Source organism: Streptomyces caelestis (genome assembly GCF_001279005.1).
Classification (GTDB): Bacteria; Actinomycetota; Actinomycetes; order Streptomycetales; family Streptomycetaceae; genus Streptomyces; species Streptomyces heliomycini.
Map to the genome: position 1 here is coordinate 16,980 of NZ_LGCN01000209.1, position 21,186 is coordinate 38,165.

General features: G+C 73.7%; 16 protein-coding genes and 1 other RNA gene. 10 read left to right on the forward strand and 7 right to left on the reverse strand.

The features are described 5' to 3' along the window. Positions 1 to 9 precede the first annotated feature (9 nt). From ADK41_RS23095 to ADK41_RS23115, 4 genes are all read right to left on the reverse strand, one after another. A complete protein-coding gene (locus ADK41_RS23095) occupies positions 10 to 1,359 on the reverse strand; it encodes a carbohydrate ABC transporter permease (RefSeq protein ID WP_078662141.1) in 1,350 nt (449 codons plus the stop codon). Between the two features lie 7 nt (positions 1,360 to 1,366). Next, positions 1,367 to 2,782, reverse strand: a complete 1,416-nt coding sequence (locus tag ADK41_RS23100; protein ID WP_030834323.1) for an ABC transporter substrate-binding protein — start codon at positions 2,780 to 2,782, stop codon at positions 1,367 to 1,369. 473 nt (positions 2,783 to 3,255) lie between these two features. Beyond that, entirely contained in the window at positions 3,256 to 3,444 is a 189-nt protein-coding gene (locus ADK41_RS41755) for a hypothetical protein (RefSeq protein WP_030834329.1), read from the reverse strand. A gap of 162 nt (positions 3,445 to 3,606) precedes the next feature. Then, the gene (locus tag ADK41_RS23115; protein ID WP_030834331.1) at positions 3,607 to 7,170 is read right to left on the reverse strand and encodes an FHA domain-containing protein; all 3,564 of its coding nucleotides are present in this window, start codon (positions 7,168 to 7,170) and stop codon (positions 3,607 to 3,609) included. 462 nt (positions 7,171 to 7,632) lie between these two features. Between ADK41_RS23115 and ADK41_RS23120 the strand changes: the two genes are divergently transcribed. The 4 genes from ADK41_RS23120 (at position 7,633) to ADK41_RS23135 (ending at position 12,971) form a co-directional block, all read left to right on the forward strand. Beyond that, on the forward strand, positions 7,633 to 9,306 hold the full coding sequence (locus tag ADK41_RS23120; RefSeq protein ID WP_030834334.1) for a serine/threonine-protein kinase: 1,674 nt from the start codon (positions 7,633 to 7,635) through the stop codon (positions 9,304 to 9,306). Positions 9,307 to 9,415: 109 nt separating this feature from the next. Further along, the gene (locus tag ADK41_RS23125; protein ID WP_030834336.1) at positions 9,416 to 10,657 is read left to right on the forward strand and encodes a serine/threonine-protein kinase; all 1,242 of its coding nucleotides are present in this window, start codon (positions 9,416 to 9,418) and stop codon (positions 10,655 to 10,657) included. A 143-nt stretch (positions 10,658 to 10,800) separates the two neighbouring features. Further along, positions 10,801 to 11,907 (forward strand): peptide chain release factor 2, encoded by a 1,107-nt coding sequence (gene prfB, locus ADK41_RS23130; protein WP_030834337.1) that lies wholly within the window; start codon positions 10,801 to 10,803, stop codon positions 11,905 to 11,907. A gap of 308 nt (positions 11,908 to 12,215) precedes the next feature. Further along, entirely contained in the window at positions 12,216 to 12,971 is a 756-nt protein-coding gene (locus tag ADK41_RS23135; RefSeq protein WP_030834339.1) for an LPXTG cell wall anchor domain-containing protein, read from the forward strand. Between the two features lie 97 nt (positions 12,972 to 13,068). Here the strand turns inward: ADK41_RS23135 and ADK41_RS23140 are convergent, their stop codons facing one another. Further along, entirely contained in the window at positions 13,069 to 13,260 is a 192-nt protein-coding gene (locus tag ADK41_RS23140) for a hypothetical protein (RefSeq protein ID WP_030834342.1), read from the reverse strand. Positions 13,261 to 13,568: 308 nt separating this feature from the next. Between ADK41_RS23140 and ftsE the strand changes: the two genes are divergently transcribed. The 5 genes from ftsE (at position 13,569) to ssrA (ending at position 17,496) form a co-directional block, all read left to right on the forward strand. Continuing rightward, entirely contained in the window at positions 13,569 to 14,258 is a 690-nt protein-coding gene (gene ftsE / locus ADK41_RS23145; protein WP_030834344.1) for a cell division ATP-binding protein FtsE, read from the forward strand. Between the two features lie 29 nt (positions 14,259 to 14,287). Beyond that, positions 14,288 to 15,205 (forward strand): permease-like cell division protein FtsX, encoded by a 918-nt coding sequence (ftsX, locus tag ADK41_RS23150; protein ID WP_030834346.1) that lies wholly within the window; start codon positions 14,288 to 14,290, stop codon positions 15,203 to 15,205. Between the two features lie 67 nt (positions 15,206 to 15,272). Then, entirely contained in the window at positions 15,273 to 16,448 is a 1,176-nt protein-coding gene (locus ADK41_RS23155; RefSeq protein WP_078662142.1) for a S41 family peptidase, read from the forward strand. Positions 16,449 to 16,494: 46 nt separating this feature from the next. After that, positions 16,495 to 16,974: an SsrA-binding protein SmpB gene (smpB, locus tag ADK41_RS23160; RefSeq protein ID WP_030834350.1), complete on the forward strand. Its 480-nt coding sequence runs from the start codon at positions 16,495 to 16,497 to the stop codon at positions 16,972 to 16,974. Positions 16,975 to 17,092: 118 nt separating this feature from the next. After that, positions 17,093 to 17,496, forward strand: a transfer-messenger RNA (tmRNA) gene (gene ssrA, locus ADK41_RS38360). Positions 17,497 to 17,604: 108 nt separating this feature from the next. Here the strand turns inward: ssrA and ADK41_RS23165 are convergent. Next, positions 17,605 to 18,609: a LacI family DNA-binding transcriptional regulator gene (locus ADK41_RS23165; protein ID WP_030834354.1), complete on the reverse strand. Its 1,005-nt coding sequence runs from the start codon at positions 18,607 to 18,609 to the stop codon at positions 17,605 to 17,607. Between the two features lie 90 nt (positions 18,610 to 18,699). Continuing rightward, positions 18,700 to 20,022, reverse strand: coding sequence for an MFS transporter (locus ADK41_RS23170; protein ID WP_030834356.1), 1,323 nt, complete (start codon positions 20,020 to 20,022; stop codon positions 18,700 to 18,702). 83 nt (positions 20,023 to 20,105) lie between these two features. Between ADK41_RS23170 and ADK41_RS23175 the strand changes: the two genes are divergently transcribed. After that, the gene (locus ADK41_RS23175; RefSeq protein WP_030834359.1) at positions 20,106 to 21,074 is read left to right on the forward strand and encodes a LysR family transcriptional regulator; all 969 of its coding nucleotides are present in this window, start codon (positions 20,106 to 20,108) and stop codon (positions 21,072 to 21,074) included. Positions 21,075 to 21,186: the final 112 nt, after the last annotated feature.

Here is a 21,186-nt window from a genome sequence, read left to right on the forward strand (position 1 = left end):
TACGCCGGTTCATCGCCGCACCTCCCGCCTCAGCCGCCGCACGTTGAACCACATCACCGGGATGACGAGCAGCAGCAGGAACACCGCGATCGCGCTGGCGACGCCCGGCTGGTCCGCCGAGAAGCCCTGGCGGTACAGCTCCAGCGCGAGGACGCCCGCGTCGTCCTGGGAGGAGCCCGGGGCGATGATGAAGACCAGGTCGAACACCTTCAGCACATTGATCATCAGGGTGACGGTGACGACCGCGAGGACCGGCGCCAGCAGCGGCACCGTGACCCGCCGGAACACCTGCCACTCGTTCGCGCCGTCCACCCGCGCGGCCTCCAGCAGCTCCCGGGGCATGCCCGCGAGCCCGGCCGCGATCAGCACCATCGCGAAGCCCGCCCACATCCAGATGTACGAGCCGATGATCGCCGGGGTGACCAGGGACGGGCCGAGCCAGTCCAGGCCGTTGTACGGCTCCTCGAAGTTGCTCGCCGGGAGCCGCAGCCGGGCGCCGTCGGCCTTCGAGGAGAAGGAGAAGGCGCCGTCGGCGGCCGCCGTGGCCGTCTCCACCACCTCGTCGCCCTTCACGGCCTCGATCCTCATCCCGGCGTAGCCCAGCTCCGAGGCGTCGACGGCGTTCAGCGTGCCGACGCCCTTGCCGCGGGTGAAGTCCTGCCAGACGGTGCCGGTGATCCGGTCGCCCTCCGGCTTCGGCGCCGCCGCCGGCTTCGCGTCGTCCGGCATCAGGTCCGGGGCGACGCCCACCAGCGGCAGCGTGACCGTGCCACCGGCGCTCACCGTCCCCCCGGTGACGAAGGCGCCCCCGCCGGCCGGCTCCAGCGGCGACTCGCGGCCCGGGTGCGCCTTCGGGAACGCCGACGACCGGGCGAAGGTGTCGTGCACCCCCACCCACACCGCGTTCGCCACGCCCTTGTCCGGGTCCTGGTCGTACACCAGGCGGAAGATGATGCCGGCCGCCAGCATCGAGATCGCCATCGGCATGAAGACGACCAGCTTGAACGCCGTGCCCCAGCGCACCCGTTCGGTCAGCACCGCGAAGACCAGACCCAGCGCGGTCGCGATCGTCGGCGCGAACACCACCCAGACGACGTTGTTCTTCAGGGCGGTGCGGATGCCGTCGTCGGTGAACAGCGCCCGGTAGTTGTCGAGTCCGGCGAAGCCGTCGCCGGACTGGTCGTAGAAGCTGCGGATGACGGAGTACCCGATCGGGTAGACCACGAGCGCACCGAGCAGGACCAGCGCGGGCAGCAGGAACAGCGCCGCCACGGTTCCTCGGGTGCCGGTGACGCTCTTGCGCGACCTGGGAGCGGCGGGAGCCTTCCTCGGGGCCCCCGTCGCCGTGTCCGACGCCATCGCCGGATCAGTTCCCGTACGCCGCGGCCGCGTCGGCCTCCAGCCTCGCCTGCGTCCCCGCGACGTCCTTCGGGTTCTTCAGGAAGTCCTGCAGCGCCTTCCACTCGCCCTTGCCGGGCGTGCCGCCGAACGCCTGCGGGGCCTGGTCGGACATGTCGAAGCGGAAGTCGTCGCCGGACGCGATCAGCGCCTCGGCGATCTTCCTCTGCACGGCGTTCGGGTACGTCGACGGGTCGACGCTCTTGTTCGGGGAGAGGAAGCCGCCCAGCTTCGCGTGGATCGCCGCCGCGTCGGGGGAGGCCAGGAAGGTGGCCAGCGCCTGCGCCGCCTTTGAGTCCTCCAGGATCACGGCCGCGTCGCCCCCGGAGACCACCGGCGCGGCGTCGCCGACGGCCGGGAACGGGAAGACCTTCGCGTCCGTGCCGACCTCCGCCTTGGTCTCGCCGATGTTGACCTGCGCGAAGTCGCCCTCGTAGACCATGCCGGCCTTGGGCTGGTCGCCGCCGGCGAAGGTCTGCGTCACGGACGTCGGGAAGTCGGTCTGCAGCGCGCCGGACGCGACGTAGTCCTTCTTGCCCCAGATCCCGGCGAGCGTGGTCAGGGCCTCCTTGACGGACGGGTCCGTCCACTTGATCTCGTGCTGGGCGAGCTGGTCGTACTTCTCCGGGCCGGCCTGCGAGAGGTAGACGTTCTCGAACCAGTCGGTCAGCGTCCAGCCCTCGGCGCCGCCGACCGAGAACGGGGTGACCCCGGAGTCGTACACCGTCTGCGCGGCGGTGAGCAGTTCGTCCCACGTCTTCGGCTCGGCGGCCCCCGCGTTCTCGAAGACCTGGGCGTTGTACCAGATCAGCGACTTGTTGGCGGCCTTGTAGTAGACGCCGTACTGCTTGCCGTCGACCTTGCCGATGTCCTGCCAGCCCTGCGAGTAGTTCTCGCCCAGCTCCTTGACCGCCTCGGCGCCGAGCGGCTTGGCCCAGCCCTTGTCGACGGCCTGCTTGATGGCGCCCGGCTGCGGCAGCAGCGCCACGTCCGGCGGGGCGCCGCCCGCGACCTTCGAGCCGAGGAAGTTGATGATCGGGTCCTGGGCGGGGACGAAGGTCACCTCGGCGCCGGTGCGCTTCTCGAACTCCGCGAGGACCTTCTTGAAGTTCTTCTGCTCGGCGCCGGTCCACACGGCGGCGACCTCGAGGCTCGCGCCGTCCAGTTTCGGCAGGGTGACGGTGCTCCCGGTCCCGCCGGTCCCGCCGGTCCCGCCGCCCTTGTCCTCGTCGCCGCCGTCGTCGCCCCCGCACGCGGTGAGCGAGACCGCGAGCACGCCCGCGGCGAGCGCGGCGGCGGCTCTCGCACCCCTGCGGGAGCGGGGGGTCGTCACGTGGTCGCCGGGCGACCTGTGTATCCGGATGATCCTGCTCGTGCTGCGCATCACTGCCCCGTTCTTCGTACTCCGTCGTACTTCGCCGAACGCTCGAGCGCTGTCCCGTGCGCTCTGGTCTATGCCCGGGGAATGGGGGTGGCAAGAGCGCCTCCCGCGTCAAGTCGGCGATCGTGATCGCGTCGTGACCAAGTGTCATCGCGGGTGAGTGCTCCGACTCATGACGCCCGCCCTCCCGCCCGTGAGGCTGTGGACGTGCTCATCAGACGATCGGTCACCACGACCGCCCTCCTGGCGCTCGCCCTGACGGCGTGCGGGACGCGACAGGGCGTCCCGTCGGCGCGGTCGGCGAGTCCCCGGCCGTCCTTCAGCCCCCGGCCGAAGTGCGCGCAGCCGGCCGGGGCGCCGACGGGCCTGCCGTCCCCCTCCGCGCCGTCCGGCTCCGCCGCGGCCTCCGGCGAGGGCACGGACGGACGGCGGGAGCGGAACGGGGACGGTGCTCCCCACTACGCCGGGAACCACGCCTACCGGATGCGGGGGTCGCCGACCGCCGAGCAGCGGGCCTCGGGGGCGGCGTCGGCGGAGCTGGTCCGCGCGGAGCCGGAGAAGGTGCGCGCGAAGGGCGGCTCCGGCGAGTACGGCCGCTTCGCCGAGGAGCGGATCGCGGCGGCGCCGGCCCGGCTCGGCTGCGGCGAGGAGCACGGGATCTCCATCGGCGACGGGTACTACAGCGTGCACACCGGGGTCGTCCGCGTCTCCGGCCGGGTGACGAAGGACGAGCCGGCCGCCGAGGTGCACGGTGCCCATGCCGAGCCTCGGCCCGGGGCCCTGCGTCGAGAGCCGGGGCGGCCACTGACCGGCTTCCGCCCGGGGGGTCAGAGCAGCGACGGCACCTCCGCCGCCACGACCTGGCGGGCCGCCCGCTCCAACGCGCTGGCGAGCAGGGCCAGGTCGGTCGGGCCGTTGCCGAGCTCGCGCACCTGCCGGCGGGCCGGGGGGTCCCCCATGCGGTGCCACTCCAGCGGGACGACCGTCGGCCGCAGGGTCGCCGTCCGCGGGATGCGACCGGTCACCCGCCCGCCCTGGAACGCCGTCACCCGCCCGTCCGGACGGGCCAGCCGCCCCCGCCCCGGCGCCGGTTCGTCCGGCCCGCCCCCCGGCACCGCCGCGTCGAGCGCGACCCGCAGCGTCGCCTGCCGCACCGGCTCGGTCTGCGCCGTGCGGGCGCAGGGCCCGGTGGCCGCCACCAGGTGCACGCCCAGCCGCTCGCCGTCCCGCGCCACCGCCTCCAGCGCCCGCATCACCGATCCGGCGGCGGGCCGCCCCGGCGAACCGAGCGCGGGGGAGACCAGCGCGTCCAGGTCGTCCACGACCACCACCAGCCGGGGCAGCGGCGGCACCGCACCCGTCTTGCGCCGGTCCGCCCCGGGCCGCAGCCGCAGCGTCGAACTGGACGGGGTGTCGAGGTCCCCGTTCCGCTCCCCGCCGACCGCCGGGCCCGCGCCCGCGCGGGACGCGGCCGTGCGCTGGGCGACCATCCGGTCCGACAGCTCCCGCCCGGTGTGCCACTCCGCGAAGTCCGACCGGCCCAGCAACTCCGCGCGCCGCTTCAGCTCGGCGTTCAGGGACTGGGCGAACTCCCGCATCCGCACCGGGTCGTTGGCGCACAGATGCGTGGTGACGTGCGGTACGTCCGTACACACGCGCAGGCCCTCGCCGGACGCGGCGCCCGCCGTGGGCGCGCCCCGGCCGTCGACCAGCACGACGGCCAGCCGGTCGGGACGCTCGGCGGCGGCCAGCGAGGCGACGACCGCCCGCAGCAGTTCCGTACGACCGCTGCCGGACGGTCCCTCGACCAGCAGGTGCGGTCCGTCGGCGGCGAGGTCGGCGACGACCGGGCCGCGCGGACCGGCGCCCAGTACGGCGGTGACGCGTCCGCCGAGCGCCTGGGCGTCGTCGGCCGCGTCCGCCCAGCGGGCCATCAGCGAGGCCGGGGTGGCGCGGGCCAGGCCCAGCTCGTCCAGCAGCCGCGCCGACGGGGGCAGCGGCGCCGACACGCGCGCGTGCCGCTCCCCGCCGGCGCCGTCCGTGCGCAGCGGTGCGAGCGCCCGCGCGAACCGCTCGGCCCAGGCGGGGGAGACCGCGTCGACCGTGGCGAGGGTGCCGTGGCCGACGGGACCGGGGGGACGGCCGGAGCCGGTCCCGGCCACCCGCAGCAGGCGCAGGGCGGTCGCCACGTCCCCGCTGAGCAGGGCGACGGCCCCGCACCGCCGGAACGCCGGGGCCGCCGCGCAGGCCGCCTCGTACGTCTCGGTCACCGGGGACGCGGGGGAGGCGGCGGCCGTCTCGGCGAGGCACACCACGTGGATCCCGGCCTGGGGCCCCTCCAGGGCCAGCCGCGCCACCGCCTCGCCCACCTCGGGGCCGTCGGGGTCGCCGTCCACGACGACCACGGTGTACGGCCCCTCGTACCGCTCCTCGCACCGTTCTTCGTGCGGTCCCTCGTGCGGTCCTCCGCCGGATATGCGGGGGGCCGCGGGGGCGTGGTCCTCCAGCCGGCGCAGCAGTTCCTCGGCGCGGGCCGCGGCCTGTTCGCGGTCGTGCGCGAGGAGCAGCCGGCAGTCCTGGCCGTGCCCCGGGCGCACGTGCGGCAGCCAGCCCAGCCAGGACCACTCGGCGGTGCGCTCCGCCAGGGGGCGGGAGGGGTCCGCGGCGATCAGGACGAGTTCCAGGGAGTCGGGGGAGTGCAGCGCGGCGAGCTGGGCGAGCACCGCGCGGGCCAGTCCGGCGAGCCGCTCGCGCGGGCCGGCCAGTCCCAGCGCGCCGACCTCGCGCAGCCCCGAGGTCACCGGTACGGCGGGCAGCAGACCGGAGCCGTCCGGCGCCGGCCGGTCCGCCGTGCCGAGCCGCACCGCGAGCGCCTCCGGGTGGCCCGGCCCGCGCTCCCACAGCCGGGGGCCGGGGCCGAGCGCGGTCAGCAGCAGCGTGGCGGGGTCCGGCCAGGTCTCGGGCACGGCGGGGGCGGTCGCGCCCGGGTCGGGCGCGGCGCCGGGGCCCTCCTCGTCGTGGGCGGTCCACGCGGCCTCCGGCTCCTGCCGCCCGCCGGTCAGCCGCCGGGCCCAGGCGGTGAGCCCGCCGCGCCTGCGCCCGCCCCCCGGCCGGGGGAGCTCGGTGCCGCGCACGGGGGTGCCCTTGCGGGTGCCGGGGGACTCCTCGTACGGGGCGGGGGGTGCGCCGGTGGGCATGTGGCCGGTGACGGGCCCGGTGGTCGGGCCGGTGGGGCGGCCGGACGCGCTGCCGGGCGTCGGGCCGGACGTCGGGCCGGTCGGCCCGCCGGGGCCGCGATCGGGAGCGGCGCCCTGGGCCGTCCCGCCCCGGGCCCCGTCCGGCGCCGTCCCGGCGGAGCGGTCGGCGGCGCCGGGGTCCGCCTCGCGCGCGCTCGCGCCGGAGCGCCCCGTGTGCGTGTCCCCGTCGGCGGGCCGTGGCCGCGACACGCGGCGGCCCTGGGGGAGGCGGGGTACGTCTCCCCGGGCGACCGTGTGCACCGCGCGTCCCCCGGGAGCCGTCCCGGTGCGCTCGATGCCGGGGACGCGGCCCTGGGACGGCACCCGCGGCGGTCCGCCCGCGCCGTCCGGCCGCGGAGCGTCCGGCGTCCGCCGTGCGTCCTGTGCCGGCACGGCCCGGTCGGCCGAGCCGTGGGCGTGGTGGGTGGGCGCCGTCGGCGTCGTCACGCGCGGGTGGGCGTCCCCGTCGTCGGCCCGCCGGGCCGGGGACGGCACCCGTACGTGCCCCTCGCCGTCCGGTGTCGTCGCCGCTCGCGCGCGGGGGCCCGCCGCCGGGGTCAGGCGCAGGGCCGACTCCCCGATGCGCAGGAGCGCGCCCGGGGCGAGGCGGACCGGGCGGGGGCCCACGCGCCGGCCGTCCAGGGTCGTGCCGTTGGTGGAGCCGAGGTCGGCGACCGAGACGCCGCCGTCCGGGGCGACCGTCACCGCGCAGTGCAGCCGGGAGACGTCCGGGTCGTCGAGCGGCACGTCGGCGTCGGCGGAACGGCCTATGCGGATCTCGCCGCCGTGCAGCAGGTGCACCCCGCCCGCGTCGGGACCGGCGACGACGTGCAGCCGGGTCGGGGTCCCGTCCAGCTCGGGATGCGGCTCGGGCTCGCCCGGGGCGCCCACGGCCAGCACCGCGCCGTCGATCAGCGGCGGCTCGCCCAGCGTGCAGCGCTGGGCGTCGAGCCGCCGGTCACCGGCGTACAGCACCGGTGTGCCGGAGGAACCGGACGGGCCGTCGCCGCCGGGGAGCACCGAGGCCAGCGCGGAGGCGACCGCGGCCAGGGCCGTGCCCGCGGGTGCCGTGACCAGCACGTCACAGCTCGCGGCCCGCTCCCGCGCGGGGGAGGAGGGGCCCAGCGGGTCTACGACGGTCAGCCGGATCTGCATCGCCGTCAGCGGTCCCTTCTGCGCGGGCGCCCGCGACGCGGGGGGACACCACCGCCCCGCGGTCCCCCACCGCGGACTTCCCCCACCGCCACACGCGCACGTACGGCCAGTACTGCACGCATCCTCGCACCTGCCACCGACAACGCGCCCGCCCTCCGACATCGAATGATCTTGATTGGTCGGCTCTGCCCGCAAAAATGCCTGACCGGTGGGGAGCGAATGATCGTTCCGGGTCCACTTGGGATCGGTCACGTCCGGCCCGCGGCAACCAATGGACCGAGTCGAGCGTCTTTCCTGCGAATCTCCGAACACGGACGGGAACCCCTGCGCAGGACCCATGGGGAGATCACGTCGAAGGCGACCGGCCGGTATCCCCCGCGCCGCGGCACTACAGTGGGTCGGAACGTTCCGTAGCACGGTGGACCAGGGTGGACGCCGAGCAGGCAGCAGGGAGTGCGTGACGTGCGGCCAGTCGGCAGCAAGTACCTGCTCGAGGAGCCGCTCGGTCGCGGCGCCACGGGCACCGTCTGGCGAGCCCGCCAGCGCGAGACCGCGGGCGCCGAGGCGGCCGTGCCCGGACAGCCCGGCGAGACCGTCGCGATCAAGGTCCTCAAGGAGGAGCTCGCGGGCGACGCCGACGTCGTGATGCGCTTCCTGCGGGAGCGGTCCGTCCTGCTCCGGCTCACCCACCCCAACATCGTCCGGGTCCGCGACCTGGTCGTCGAGGGTGATCTGCTGGCCCTGGTCATGGACCTCGTCGAGGGCCCCGACCTGCACCGCCACCTCCGCGAGAACGGCCCCTTCACCCCCGTCGCCGCCGCCCTGCTGACCGCGCAGATCGCCGACGCGCTCGGCGCCAGCCACGCCGACGGCGTGGTGCACCGCGACCTGAAGCCCGCCAACGTCCTGCTGAAGCAGACCGGCGGCGAGATGCACCCGATGCTGACCGACTTCGGCATCGCCCGCCTCGCCGACTCCCCGGGCCTGACCCGCACCCACGAGTTCGTCGGCACGCCCGCGTACATCGCGCCCGAGTCCGCCGAGGGCCGCCCGCAGACCTCCGCCGTCGACATCTACGGCGCCGGCATCCTGCTGTACGAGCTGGTCACCGGCCGCCCGCCGTTCTCCGGCGGCTCCGCCCTGGAGGTGCTGCACCAGCACCTGAGCGCCGAACCGCGCCGCCCCTCCACCGTCCCCGACCCGCTGTGGACGGTCATCGAGCGCTGCCTGCGCAAGAACCCCGACGAACGGCCCAGCGCCGAGAACCTCGCGCGCGGCCTGCGCGTCGTCGCCGACGGCATCGGCGTGCACGCGAACTCCGCGCAGATCGCCGCCGCCGAGAACGTCGGCGCGCTGCTCGCCCCCGACCCGGCCCCCGCGCCCGTACCCGGCACGCCCGGCGCATCCGGCGACGCCGACCCGACGCAGGTGCTGCCGCACGGCGCGGGCGTCTACGACCCCAACGGCGCGACCAGCGTCCTGCCGCAGACCGGCGGCCCGGCCGGCGCCGCCGACCCCACGGCCGTCATGCCCCCCGTGCCGCCGGGGCAGCCCGGCGGACCCGGAGCCGGGCCGGAGGACCCGCACCCCTGGCAGAACCAGCTCCGCGCGGCCCGCGACCGCAACGAGCAGACCCAGGTCCAGTACCTCGACCCCAGCGAGGACCCGCTGCGCCGCCGCCCCCAGCGCCAGGTCGCCCGGCCCCCGCAGCAGCAGCCCCAGCAGCCGCAGCGGCGTCCGCAGCCGCAGCAGCCCGGCCCCGGATACGGCCACCCGCAGCAGCACCGGCCCCAGCAGTACGCCCCGCCGCCGGAGCCGCAGCGCCGGCAGCAGCCCCAGCCGCCGCAGCGGTACGCCCCGCCGCCCGAGCCGCAGCGCCCGGCCAGGGAGCCCCGGGAGCCCCGGCAGCGCAGCGCCAACCCGATGCGCATCCCCGGCCTGGGCTGTCTGAAGGGCTGCCTGTTCACGGTCGTCATCCTGTTCGTCGCGGGCTGGCTGATCTGGGAGCTGAGCCCGCTCCAGGACTGGATCGGCACCGGCAAGAGCTACTGGGGACAGCTCAGCGACTGGTTCGGCTCGGTGACGGGCTGGATCGAGGACCTGGGCGGCTCCTCGGACCCCACCGGGACGAACTGAGCTTGTTTACTGATTTATCGACATCTGAGGGTTGATTTCCGGATCCGCTGTGAAGGCCGGCACCCCGGACGCGTAGCTTTGGCGACAACACGCGTCGGTAGGAGCAGTCTTGGCACGGAGAATCGGCAGCCGGTACACCGCCCATCAGATCCTCGGGCGGGGCAGCGCCGGCACGGTGTGGCTGGGCGAGGGCCCCGACGGGCCCGTCGCCATCAAGCTGCTGCGTGAGGATCTCTCCTCGGACCAGGAGCTCGTCGGCCGCTTCGTGCGGGAGCGGACGGCGCTGCTCGGTCTGGAGCACCCGCACGTCGTCTCCGTGCGCGACATGGTGGTCGACGGCAACGACCTCGCGCTGGTCATGGACCTGGTCCGCGGCACGGACCTGCGCACCCGCCTCGACCGGGAGCGCAGGCTGGCCCCGGAGGCCGCGGTCGCGATCGTCGCCGACGTCGCCGACGGGCTGGCGGCGGCGCACGCGGCCGGGGTCGTGCACCGGGACGTGAAGCCGGAGAACGTGCTGCTCGACATGCAGGGCCCGCTCGGCCCCGGCGGCTCGCACCGCGCCCTGCTCACCGACTTCGGTGTGGCGAAACTCATCGACACCCCGCGCCGCACCCGGGCCACGAAGATCATCGGAACGCCGGACTACCTGGCTCCGGAGATCGTCGAGGGCCTGCCCCCGCGCGCCTCGGTCGACATCTACGCGCTGGCCACGGTCCTGTACGAGCTGCTCGCCGGCTTCACGCCGTTCGGCGGCGGACACCCGGGCGCGGTGCTGCGCCGTCACGTCACCGAGACGGTCGTCCCCCTCCCCGGCATCCCGGACGAGCTGTGGCAGCTGCTGGTGCAGTGCCTGGCGAAGGCCCCGGCGTCCCGGCTGCGCGCCTCCGAGCTGGGCGCGCGGCTGCGGGAGCTGCTGCCGATGCTGGCGGGGATGCCGCCGCTGGACGTCGACGAGCCGGACACCGAGCCCGCCGAGGAGGCCGGGGAGGACTTCCAGCCCTCCGGGGCGGCCCAGGGCGCCGGGGAGCCGGTGCGGCGCCGCGGCGCGGTCCCGCTGGTGCCGGGCGCGAAACCGGCCGACTCCAACCGCGACACGCACACGTCGATGAGGGTGCCGGCCCCCGACGAGCTGGCCGGCGGCGCCCGCGGCACGGCCCGCGCGCCCCGCGCGGCGGGTGCGCGCCGGCCGGGCTCCGCCCGCAACCGCGCGGTCGCCCGCCGACGCCGGCTCACCCTGGCGGTGGCGGCGGTGCTCGTGGCGGCGGGCGTCGGCACCTGGCTGGCCACGACGGAGGACGCCCCGACCCCACCCCAGAACACCCGGAACTCGGCCCCCGCGAACCCGTAGCTGCGGGCAGTCGTGCCGCTGGGGCGGCACGGGTGGGCGCAGCGGCACCTTGCCGGCGCCGGCGAGCGAGCGTGCCCGTCCGGCGGCGCCCTCGTGCGGCCGCACTGCGTGGGCCGGAGCGCGGAGCCGTTACGCTGGAGGGCGTGGCAGTCGTCGATGTATCCGAAGAGCTCAAGTCCCTCTCCTCGACCATGGAGTCGATCGAGGCCGTTCTGGACCTCGACAAGCTGAGGGCAGACATCGCCGTGCTCGAGGAGCAGGCGGCCGCGCCGTCCCTGTGGGACAACCCGGACGAGGCGCAGAAGATCACCAGCAAGCTCTCCCACCTCCAGGCCGAGGTGCGGAAGACCGAGGCACTCCGGGGCCGGATCGACGATCTCGCCGTGCTCTTCGAGATGGCCGAGGAGGAGGACGACCCGGACACCCGCGCGGAGGCCGAGGCGGAGCTCGCACTCGTCAAGAAGGCGCTGGACGAGATGGAGGTCCGGACGCTGCTCAGCGGCGAGTACGACTCCCGCGAGGCGCTCGTCAACATCCGCGCGGAGGCCGGTGGCGTCGACGCCGCCGACTTCGCCGAGAAGCTCCAGCGCATGTACCTGCGCTGGGCCGAGCAGCGCGGCTACAAGACCGAGCTGATCGAGACGTCGTACGCGGAGGAGGCCGGCATCAAGTCGACCACCTTCTCCGTCCAGGCGCCCTACGCCTACGGCACCCTCTCCGTCGAGCAGGGCACCCACCGCCTGGTGCGCATCTCGCCCTTCGACAACCAGGGCCGCCGCCAGACCTCCTTCGCGGGCGTCGAGATCCTCCCCGTGGTCGAGCAGACCGACCACATCGAGATCGACGAGTCCGAACTGCGGGTGGACGTGTACCGGTCGTCCGGGCCCGGCGGTCAGGGCGTGAACACCACCGACTCCGCGGTGCGGCTCACCCACCTCCCCACCGGCATCGTGGTCTCCTGCCAGAACGAGCGCTCCCAGATCCAGAACAAGGCCACCGCGATGAACGTCCTCCAGGCCAAGCTCCTGGAGCGGCGCCGTCAGGAGGAGCAGGCCAAGATGGACGCCCTCAAGGGCGACGGCGGCAACTCCTGGGGCAACCAGATGCGTTCGTACGTGCTGCACCCGTACCAGATGGTCAAGGACCTGCGCACGGAGCACGAAGTCGGCAACCCCGAGTCCGTGTTCAACGGCGAGATCGACGGTTTCCTGGAGGCCGGAATTCGCTGGCGCAAGCAGCAGGAGAAGTAACTCCCGGCGCGCACACCGATTTGTCGACAAGGCAACTGCCGTCAGTTGGACGGCAGTTGTCTTTTTCGTGCCGCTGTTGTCCGGGATTTACATCACACTCACAGCTTCGTTGTCCCACAAAGCGCGCGTAGGCGGACATCGCGCACGCAACGGCCTTGACGTTCTTTTGGAAAATGGGAAGGGTGAAGCGTGGCATGCGTATCTCTGGGGCGCATGTGAACCGGGGGGCGTTTCATCGTAGTCACCCCCGTTGATCACGGCCCCGAGCGCCGCCTCATTGACGATGAGCTACTGGGGGTAGCACACATATGACCAAGAAGACGCGGATCCGTGTCGCTCGGATCGCGGCCGGCGCCGTGATCGCGGCCGGCGCCTCGCTGTCGGCGGCGGGTGCCGCTTCGGCGCTCGACTTCAGCATCGGCATCACCGCCGGGGGAGAGGACCCGGACCCGGGCTGCGAGGTCGGCACCGGTCCCGAGTGCCCGGGTGAGGGTGGCGAGGACCCCGGCAACGGCGGTGAAGACCCCGGCAACGGTGGCGAGGACCCCGGTAACGGCGGTGAAGACCCCGGCAACGGTGGCGAGGACCCCGGCAACGGTGGCGAGGACCCCGGCAACGGTGGCGAGGACCCCGGCAACGGTGGCGAGGACCCCGGTAACGGTGGCGAGGACCCCGGTAACGGTGGCGAGGACCCCGGTAACGGCGGTGAAGACCCCGGTAACGGTGGCGAGGACCCCGGTAACGGCGGTGAAGACCCCGGCGACGGCGGCGAGGGCCCCGTGGAGGAGCCCACCGAGCCCGCCACCCCGGGTGACGACGACACCCCCGGCACCACCCCGGACGGCGGCAACAACGCCTCCCCGCAGGACCAGGGCTCCTCGGCCCTCACCGACACCGGCGACGACGCCACGGGCGCCTCGGCCCAGGGCAGCGGCAAGGAGCTCGCCGAGACCGGTGCCGCCGAGACCACCTTCCTGCTGATCGGCGCCGCCACGATGATCGCCGGCGGTGTCGGCTTCCGGGTGCTGCCGCGCCTGATGGCCGGCCGCGGCGCCGCCGCCTGACGGTGGCCGCGCGCGTACGCACCGTACGCACGAGGTGACGGGAAGGGCCCGGAGCGCGGTCGCGCTCCGGGCCCTTCCCGCGTTCCGTACCCGTACGTCAGACGGTCTGGTGGGCGAGCAGCGCCACCGCCGCGACCAGCACCGCCAGCAGTGCGATCAGCATCATGGGGTTCAGCCCCGCGAAGAAGTTCTCCTGCTGCAGCCGCTCGCGGTTCGCGCGGCACACCGGGCACCGGCCCTCGCTCACGGGCGCGGCGCAGTTCGCGCACACCAGCCGGTCGTACGTCATGCGCTCGCCCTCCTCGCACCTGTTCCGGATGACATAACGCCCGCCACCCCGCGAACGTTCCCCCTCCACTGTGCCAGGTTCCCGCGGAGGCTGCGCTGGGTCGCTCCGGAAGGGGTGGTTTCGGAGGTTTCGCGGCTGCGGGCCGTGGGGGTTGTCCGCGCAGTTCCCCGCGCCCCTGAGGTGTTGTGCTCGCCCCGTGCTGGAACAAAAGGGCGCAAGTCTTGCACAACCCCTACCGGTGCCTGCGCTCGCCCACCAGGTTCGCGTATGGTCACGCTCATCTACCCCCGGCTACCCGTGGTGCATCCGTGATCCGATTCGACAATGTGTCCAAGGCCTACCCCAAGCAGAACCGCCCCGCGCTCAGGGACGTCACCCTGGAAGTGGAGAAGGGCGAGTTCGTGTTCCTCGTGGGGTCCTCCGGCTCCGGAAAGTCCACCTTCCTGCGGCTGATCCTCCGCGAGGAGCGGGCCAGCCACGGGCAGGTGCACGTTCTGGGCAAGGACCTCGCCCGCGTCTCCAACTGGAAGGTGCCGCAGATCCGGCGCCAGCTGGGGACCGTCTTCCAGGACTTCCGCCTGCTGCCGAACAAGACGGTCGCCGAGAACGTCGCCTTCGCGCAGGAGGTGATCGGCAAGTCGCGCGGTGAGATCCGCAAGTCCGTGCCGCAGGTGCTCGACCTCGTCGGGCTCGGCGGCAAGGAGGAGCGGATGCCCGGCGAGCTCTCCGGCGGTGAACAGCAGCGCGTCGCCATCGCGCGGGCCTTCGTCAACCGGCCCAAGCTGCTCATCTGCGACGAGCCCACCGGCAACCTCGACCCGCAGACCTCCGTCGGCATCATGAAGCTGCTCGACCGGATCAACCGGACGGGCACCACCGTGGTGATGGCGACGCACGACCAGAACATCGTGGACCAGATGCGCAAGCGCGTCATCGAGCTGGAGAAGGGCCGTCTCGTCCGCGACCAGGCGCGCGGCGTCTACGGCTACCAGCACTGACGCTCCACGGAAAGGCTTGATCAGACGCCATGCGCGCCCAGTTCGTCCTGTCGGAGATCGGCGTCGGTCTCCGCCGCAACCTGACGATGACCTTCGCCGTCGTCGTCTCCGTCGCCCTGTCGCTCGCCCTGTTCGGTGGTTCGCTCCTGATGAACGACCAGGTGAACACCATGAAGGGCTACTGGTACGACAAGGTCAACATCTCCATCTTCCTGTGCAACAAGAGCGACGCCGAGTCCGATCCCAACTGCGCCAGGGGCGCGGTGACCGACGATCAGAAGGGTCAGATCAAGACCGACCTGGAGAAGATGCCGGCCGTCGACTCGGTGACGTACGAGTCGCAGGACGAGGCGTACAAGCACTACAAGGAGCAGTTCGGCGACTCCCCGCTGGCCAGCTCCCTGACGCCGGACCAGATGCAGGAGTCGTACCGCATCAAGCTGAAGGACCCGGAGAAGTACCAGGTCATCGCGACCGCCTTCGACGGGCGGGACGGCGTGCAGTCGGTGCAGGACCAGAAGGGCACCCTGGACAACCTCTTCGGGCTGCTGGAAGGCATGAACATCGCCGCCCTCGCGATGATGGCGCTCATGCTGGTCGTGGCCCTGATGCTGATCGTGAACACGGTGCGCGTCTCCGCCTTCAGCCGCCGCCGCGAGACCGGCATCATGCGGCTGGTCGGCGCCTCCGGCTTCTACATCCAGACGCCGTTCATCATGGAGGCCGCCGTCGCCGGGCTCATCGGCGGCATCCTCGCGTGCGGATTCCTGGTGGTCGGGCGGTACTTCATCATCGACCACGGACTGGCCCTGTCGGAGAAGCTGAACCTGATCAACTTCATCGGCTGGGACGCCGTGCTGACGAAGCTGCCGCTGATCCTCGCGACCAGTCTGCTGATGCCCGCGTTGGCCGCGTTCTTCGCGCTGCGCAAGTACCTGAAGGTGTGACTCTTGCCAAGAGGGACGCGCGGTCAACCGACCGTGCGCCCCTTCGCGTTGTCCTAGACTCACCGGCATGTCAGGTCGTGCCCTGTTCTGTCAGCCCCGCCGCATCCGCCGCGGGGCCGCCCTGACCTTGGTGTTCGCGAGCGTGCTCGTCGCCGGCGCGGCCACGGGCAGCCTTCCCGGGGCCGGCGGCGGGGCCACGGCGGACGGCGCCCCCGCGGCCGCTCCCGTCGGCCACGGCGCGGACGTCGCCCGGGCGGCCGAGGAGGCCGCCGCCGACGGCGCCTCCCCCATGGAGGCAGCCCGGCGCGCCGTCAGCCGCAGCGGGGACCGCTGGGCCGCCGTCTACTCCCCGGGCGAGTACGAGGAGTTCGAGGAGGCCCTGGACGGCCGGTACACCGGCGTCGGCCTGTGGGCCCGCGAGCGGGAGGGCCGTATCGAGGTGACGCGGGTGGGCGACGACACGCCCGCCGCCGACGCCGGGATCCGCGCGGGGGACCGGCTGCGCAGCGTCGACGGCGAGAAGGTCGACGGCCGGCCCGTCACGGAGGTCGTCTCCTTACTGCGCGGCGGGAGCGGCGGCGCGTCCGCCGGCACCACCGTCCGCCTCGGCCTGGAACGCGGCACGCGCGTGTGGAGCGAGACCCTGCGCCGGGCCAGGCTGTCCCGGGACACCGTCACCGTCGGCGCACTCGCCTCCGGGGCGACCGTCATCGAGGTCGGCGCCTTCACCAAGGGCTCCGGCGACGAGGTCCGCGCCGCCGTACGGCGGGTCCCGGCCGGCGCCGGCATCGTCCTCGACCTGCGGGGCAACTCCGGGGGGCTGGTCGCCGAGGCGGTCACCGCCGCCTCCGCCTTCCTCGACGGCGGCCTGGTCGCCACGTACGACGTCGAGGGCGAGCAGCGCGCCCTGCACGCCGAGCCCGGCGGCGACACCACCAGACCCCTGGTCGCGCTCGTCGACGGCGGGACGATGAGCGCGGCCGAGCTCCTCACCGGCGCCCTGCAGGACCGCGGGCGGGCGGTCGTCGTGGGCTCCCGCACCTTCGGCAAGGGCTCGGTCCAGATGCCGACCCCGCTGCCCGACGGCTCCGTCGCCGAGCTGACCGTCGGCCACTACCGCACCCCCTCCGGCCGGGGCGTCGACGGCCACGGCATCACCCCCGACCTGGAGGCCGACGAAGAGGCGCTCCAGCGGGCCGAGACGGTCCTCGGCGGACTCGGCCGCCAGTCCCGCGGTCGATAATCGGCTTCCCGCGGACCCCCTCCGTAGTGCGAAAATGGGCGGCACTATGGCTAAGGAAAAAGGGCGCAAGCTGATCGCGCAGAACAAGAAGGCGCGGCACGACTACCTCATCATCGACACCTACGAGGCGGGCCTGGTCCTCACCGGCACCGAGGTGAAGTCCCTGCGTCAGGGCCGGGCGTCGCTGGTGGACGGCTTCGTCCAGCTGGACGGCAACGAGGCGTGGCTGCACAACGTGCACGTGCCGGAGTACAGCCAGGGCACCTGGACCAACCACAGCGCGCGGCGCAAGCGCAAGCTGCTGCTGCACCGCGAGGAGATCGACAAGCTGGAGTCCAAGTCCCAGGAGACGGGCCACACCATCGTGCCGCTCGCCCTGTACTTCAAGGACGGCCGCGCGAAGGTGGAGATCGCGCTGGCCAAGGGCAAGAAGGAGTACGACAAGCGGCAGACGCTCCGGGAGAAGCAGGACCGGCGCGAGACCGAGCGGGCGATCTCCGCGGTCCGCCGCAAGCAGCGCGCGTAGGCCCCCGCGGAGTGCCGGGGAATACGCTGGCACCGACCCGCGTTGGTCACGTACGATGGCGACAGCACCTCACAGCGGGTGCGAGCCCCCTCCTCGGAGGGACTTGAAAAAACAACATGGGGATGATCGGTTTCGACAGCGGCTGTCGAAGCAGGGGAAGCGTGTCGAGGAAGCGGCCATGATCTCGTAAACCACAGGCCGAAAAAAATAATCGCCAATTCCAAGCGATCCATCTCCCAGGGCGAGCTCGCCCTCGCTGCCTGATCTTCAGGTAGCGAGCAGCGGCTCCCCTACTTAAGGGAGTGTCAGCCCGGGGGTGTTCCCGACCCGGATCCTGGCATCAGCTAGGGAACTAAACCTTGATCCCGGTCACGGGGTGAAGAGGGAAACCACACAGTGACTGGGCCCGTCGGAGACTTGTCGGCGTGATCTCCGGGGCCGAGAAAAGCACAGCCGACTGCACACGGAGAAGCCCTGGTTCCGCACCGTTGGACGCGGGTTCGATTCCCGCCATCTCCACTCATCCCATGTGGGCGAAGGCCCCGTCGCTTCCGGCGACGGGGCCTTCGTCATGCGGTCCGGGAAGGCGGGGAGGGCCGGGGAAGGCGGGGCCGAGGCCGCACCCGGTCGTCACGCCCCGCGCGGCGCCGTGCTCGCCCGTTCCGTCAGCCGGGGCGGCAGCAGGGTGGCCCCCGGCACGGGGCCACCGGACAGCTTCCGTGCCAGCAGGTGCACCGCGCGGGTGCCCAGTTCCGCCGACGGCACGGCGACCGAGGTGACCGGGACACGGGCCGACGCGGCGACGGGGGACGGGCAGACGGCGGTCAGGGACAGATCGCCGGGGACGCTCAGCCCCAGCTGCCCGAAGGCGTCGATCAGCGGATCGAGCAGCGGTTCGTTGTGCACCACCACCCCCGTCAGCGCGGGCAGCTCGCGCACCAGCCGCTCGGCGAGCGCGCGGGCGGCCCCGCGGCCGGTCCCGCACGGATGCACGGCCGAGGCGATCCGGTGCCGGTCGGCCGCTGCCGTGAAGCCCTCCACCAGCCGCCGTGCGAACGCGGTCCGCCGCACGTACACCTCCGGCGGCGAGCCGACCAGCGCCACCGCCCGGTGCCCGAGCCGCGCCAGATGGTCCACGCACAGCTCGCCGGCCGCCCGGAAGTCCAGGTCGACGCAGGTCAGCCCGTCCGGCTCGGCGGGCACACCGATCAGTACGGACGGCAGGGCCCCCGAGCGCAACAGCGGCAGCCGGGGGTCCTGGAGCTGGACGTCCATCACGATCACCCCGTCCGCCAGCCGGGTGGCCGCGACACGCCCGATGTCCTCCTCGCCCTCGCCCTGGGTGAGCAGCAGCACGTCGTGGTCGTGGGCGCGGGCGGCGGTGACCACCGACACCGCGAACTGCGTCACCACCGGCACGTGGACGCCGGAGCGCATCGGGGCCGCCAGGGCCAGCACCTTCGACCTGCGGCCGACCACGCCCCGGCCGCCGTACGCGTGGTAGCCCAGTTCGCGGACGGCCGCCTGGACCCGGAGCCGGGTCGCGTCGGAGATCGGGCGCTTGCCGCTGAGCGCGTACGAGACGGTGCTGGGGGAGACCCCGGCGCGCCGGGCCACATCCGTGATCTTCACCATCGGGGGTCCTCATCTGCACGGTCCGTGGGGATGCGGAAAGCGGTTTCGAAGCGCTTCGACGGGTGAAGGTATGTGCGCGACCCGTGACCGTCAATGGGTCGGGAGGGAATCGGTGAAGCGGTTCGACGACCCGAACGGGACGAGGGTGCAGAGGGACACGAGAAGGGCGGTCGCGGCCGCCGCCACCGGCACGCCGTACCCGGCCGTCGCCGAGACGTGCTCCACCGTCCAGCCGCCCGCCGCGCTGCCGCAGGCGATCCCGCCGAGCAGCCCGGTCACCGCGAGGGTCATGCCCTCGTTCAGCCGGTCCGCGGGCGTGCACCGCTGGACCAGGGTCATGGTGGTGACCATGGTGGGCGCGGTCGCCATCCCGGCGACCAGCAGCGCCCCCGCCAGCGGCGCCAGCGAGCCGGTGAGCCCGGCCGCGAGCAGCGGCAGGGTCATCAGCACGGCCATCGCGGCCAGGCACCACGGCAGCCGGGACCGCGCGGACCCCGCCGGCCGCACCGCCCCGTACAGCAGCCCCGCCGCACAGGAACCGGCCGCCTGGAGCGCGAGCACGGCGCCGGACGCCGCGCGGTGCCCCCGCTCGTCCGCGAACGCGAGGGTCACCACCTCCAGCGAGCCGAACACCGCGCCCGTCGCGAGACAGACCACCAGCAGCGGCCGCATGCCGGGCGACCGCAGCGGCGACCGCGCGGCGGAGCGCCGGGCGGCCGGCGGCTCGGTCGACCGCTGGGCGGCGAACAGCAGGACGCCCGCCGGCAGCAGCACGGCGCCCACGAGCGTGCCCGCCTCCGGGAAGAACGTCCCGCACAGGAAGGCCGCGAGCACCGGGCCGAGCATGAAGCACAGTTCGTCCGCGGCCTGCTCGAAGGAGTTCGCGGTGTGCAGGGCCTCGGCGTCCCCCTTCAGCAGGTGCGCCCAGCGCGCCCGCGACATCCCGCCGGTGTTGGGGGTGGTGGCGGTGGCGGCGTAGGCGGCGAACAGGGTCCAGTCCGGGGCGCCGTACCGCACGCAGAGCACCAGCGCGAGGGAGCCGAGCACGGCGAACGCCGTGGCCGGCAGGGCGACGCGGGCCTGCCCGTACCGGTCCACCAGGCGCGCGGTCCACGGGGCGACCACCGCCGTCGCCGCCAGGCCCGTCGCGGTGACGGCGCCGGCCAGGGCGTACGAACCCCGCGTCCCGGCGATCATCACGACCGCGCTCACGCTGAACATGCCCATCGGCAGCCGCGCGATGAGGTTGCCGGCCGTGAACGCGCGGGCCCCGGGCAGTGCGAGGAGACGGCGGTACGGGCCCTTCGGGCGGGGCTCGCTCCGTCCGCGCGGGCCGAAGTCGACGGCGACCAGGGTGTCGGCGGTGACCGTGAACAGGGGTGTGTCCCGGGAGGGGGAGGGCGATCGGGGCATGACACCACCGTCGCCCGCGCCCACGTGCCCGGTCCAACACCTTCCCGGCGCCGATTGACGCACCTGTGTTGTAGGTTCGCGCCATGTCCGCCCCCGTCCACCTCGACCCCCGCCTGCTGCGCGCCTTCGTGACCGTCGCCGAGGAGCTGCACTTCACCCGGGCCGCCACCCGTCTCTACGTCGCCCAGCAGGCGCTCAGCAGGGACGTGCGGCGGCTGGAGCGGGAGCTGGGCAACGAGCTGTTCGTGCGGACCACCCGCCAGGTGACGCTCACCGCGGACGGCGAACGCCTGCTGCCGTACGCCCGCGCGGTGCTCCAGGCGCAGGACGACCTGCTCGCCGCCGCCGGGCAGGCCCGGCTCCTGCTGGTGGACCTCAACTCGCCGGGCCTCGACACCCCCCGCCGGGTACTGCGCCGCGCCCGCGAGCTCGCCCCCGGACACGAACTGATGGCCCGCTACGAGAGCGGGCTGACCGGGGCCGCGGGGGAGCTGCTCGCGGGGCGGCTCGACGCGTCGTTCGGACGGTTCGCGGGCCTCGCCCCCGCCCTGCGGGCCGGGCTCGACCAGCAGCCCGTGCGCCACGAGCCGATGGCGGTCGTCCTGCCCGAGGACCATCCGCTGGCCGCCCTGCCCGAGGTGCCGCTCGCCGCGCTCGCCGGCGAGACGGTCTACGCCGGGGCCGGCAATCCCCGTACGCCGGAGTGGACCGACCTCGCACGGTCGCTGTTCGAGGGCCGGGGGATCACGCTCGCACCGCCCGCGCCGCTGGCCGTCGGGGAGGAGGAGTTCCAGCGGATCATGGCCAGGACGCGCCAGCCGGTCCTCACCGTGGTCGATTTTCCGCCACTGCCCTCGACGGTGCTGCGCCCTCTGGTGGATCCGGTTCCGCTGTCCCCCGTGTCCCTGGTGTGGCGGAAAGGACTGGTCCATCCCGCTCTGGACGCTCTTCGGCGGGCGGCGGCCGTCGTCGCCGCCGAGGAGGGCTGGTTGCGGCGGCCGCTCGAGGGGTGGTTGCCCGACCGGGATATTGTCGTGATGGCGGCCCGGTGATGTCTCACTACTGACACGAACGACTGTCCCGGGAACACAGGACCTTCACGTGCGCTACATTCGGTGCCCGAGCACAGTGTGATAGACGGAGCGCTCGGAGCGGGTGGGGGCC

What these genes read in the sequence shown, in the direction of transcription:
- ADK41_RS23095 (WP_078662141.1), bottom strand. Translation starts at nt 1,359, where the DNA reads ATGGCGTCGGACACGGCGACGGGGGCCCCGAGGAAGGCTCCCGCCGCT.
- ADK41_RS23100 (WP_030834323.1), bottom strand. Translation starts at nt 2,782, where the DNA reads ATGCGCAGCACGAGCAGGATCATCCGGATACACAGGTCGCCCGGCGAC.
- ADK41_RS41755 (WP_030834329.1), bottom strand. Translation starts at nt 3,444, where the DNA reads ATGGAGATCCCGTGCTCCTCGCCGCAGCCGAGCCGGGCCGGCGCCGCC.
- ADK41_RS23115 (WP_030834331.1), bottom strand. Translation starts at nt 7,170, where the DNA reads ATGCAGATCCGGCTGACCGTCGTAGACCCGCTGGGCCCCTCCTCCCCC.
- ADK41_RS23135 (WP_030834339.1), top strand. Translation starts at nt 12,216, where the DNA reads ATGACCAAGAAGACGCGGATCCGTGTCGCTCGGATCGCGGCCGGCGCC.
- ADK41_RS23140 (WP_030834342.1), bottom strand. Translation starts at nt 13,260, where the DNA reads ATGACGTACGACCGGCTGGTGTGCGCGAACTGCGCCGCGCCCGTGAGC.
- ftsX (WP_030834346.1), top strand. Translation starts at nt 14,288, where the DNA reads ATGCGCGCCCAGTTCGTCCTGTCGGAGATCGGCGTCGGTCTCCGCCGC.
- ADK41_RS23155 (WP_078662142.1), top strand. Translation starts at nt 15,273, where the DNA reads ATGTCAGGTCGTGCCCTGTTCTGTCAGCCCCGCCGCATCCGCCGCGGG.
- smpB (WP_030834350.1), top strand. Translation starts at nt 16,495, where the DNA reads ATGGCTAAGGAAAAAGGGCGCAAGCTGATCGCGCAGAACAAGAAGGCG.
- ADK41_RS23165 (WP_030834354.1), bottom strand. Translation starts at nt 18,609, where the DNA reads ATGGTGAAGATCACGGATGTGGCCCGGCGCGCCGGGGTCTCCCCCAGC.
- ADK41_RS23170 (WP_030834356.1), bottom strand. Translation starts at nt 20,022, where the DNA reads ATGCCCCGATCGCCCTCCCCCTCCCGGGACACACCCCTGTTCACGGTC.
- ADK41_RS23175 (WP_030834359.1), top strand. Translation starts at nt 20,106, where the DNA reads ATGTCCGCCCCCGTCCACCTCGACCCCCGCCTGCTGCGCGCCTTCGTG.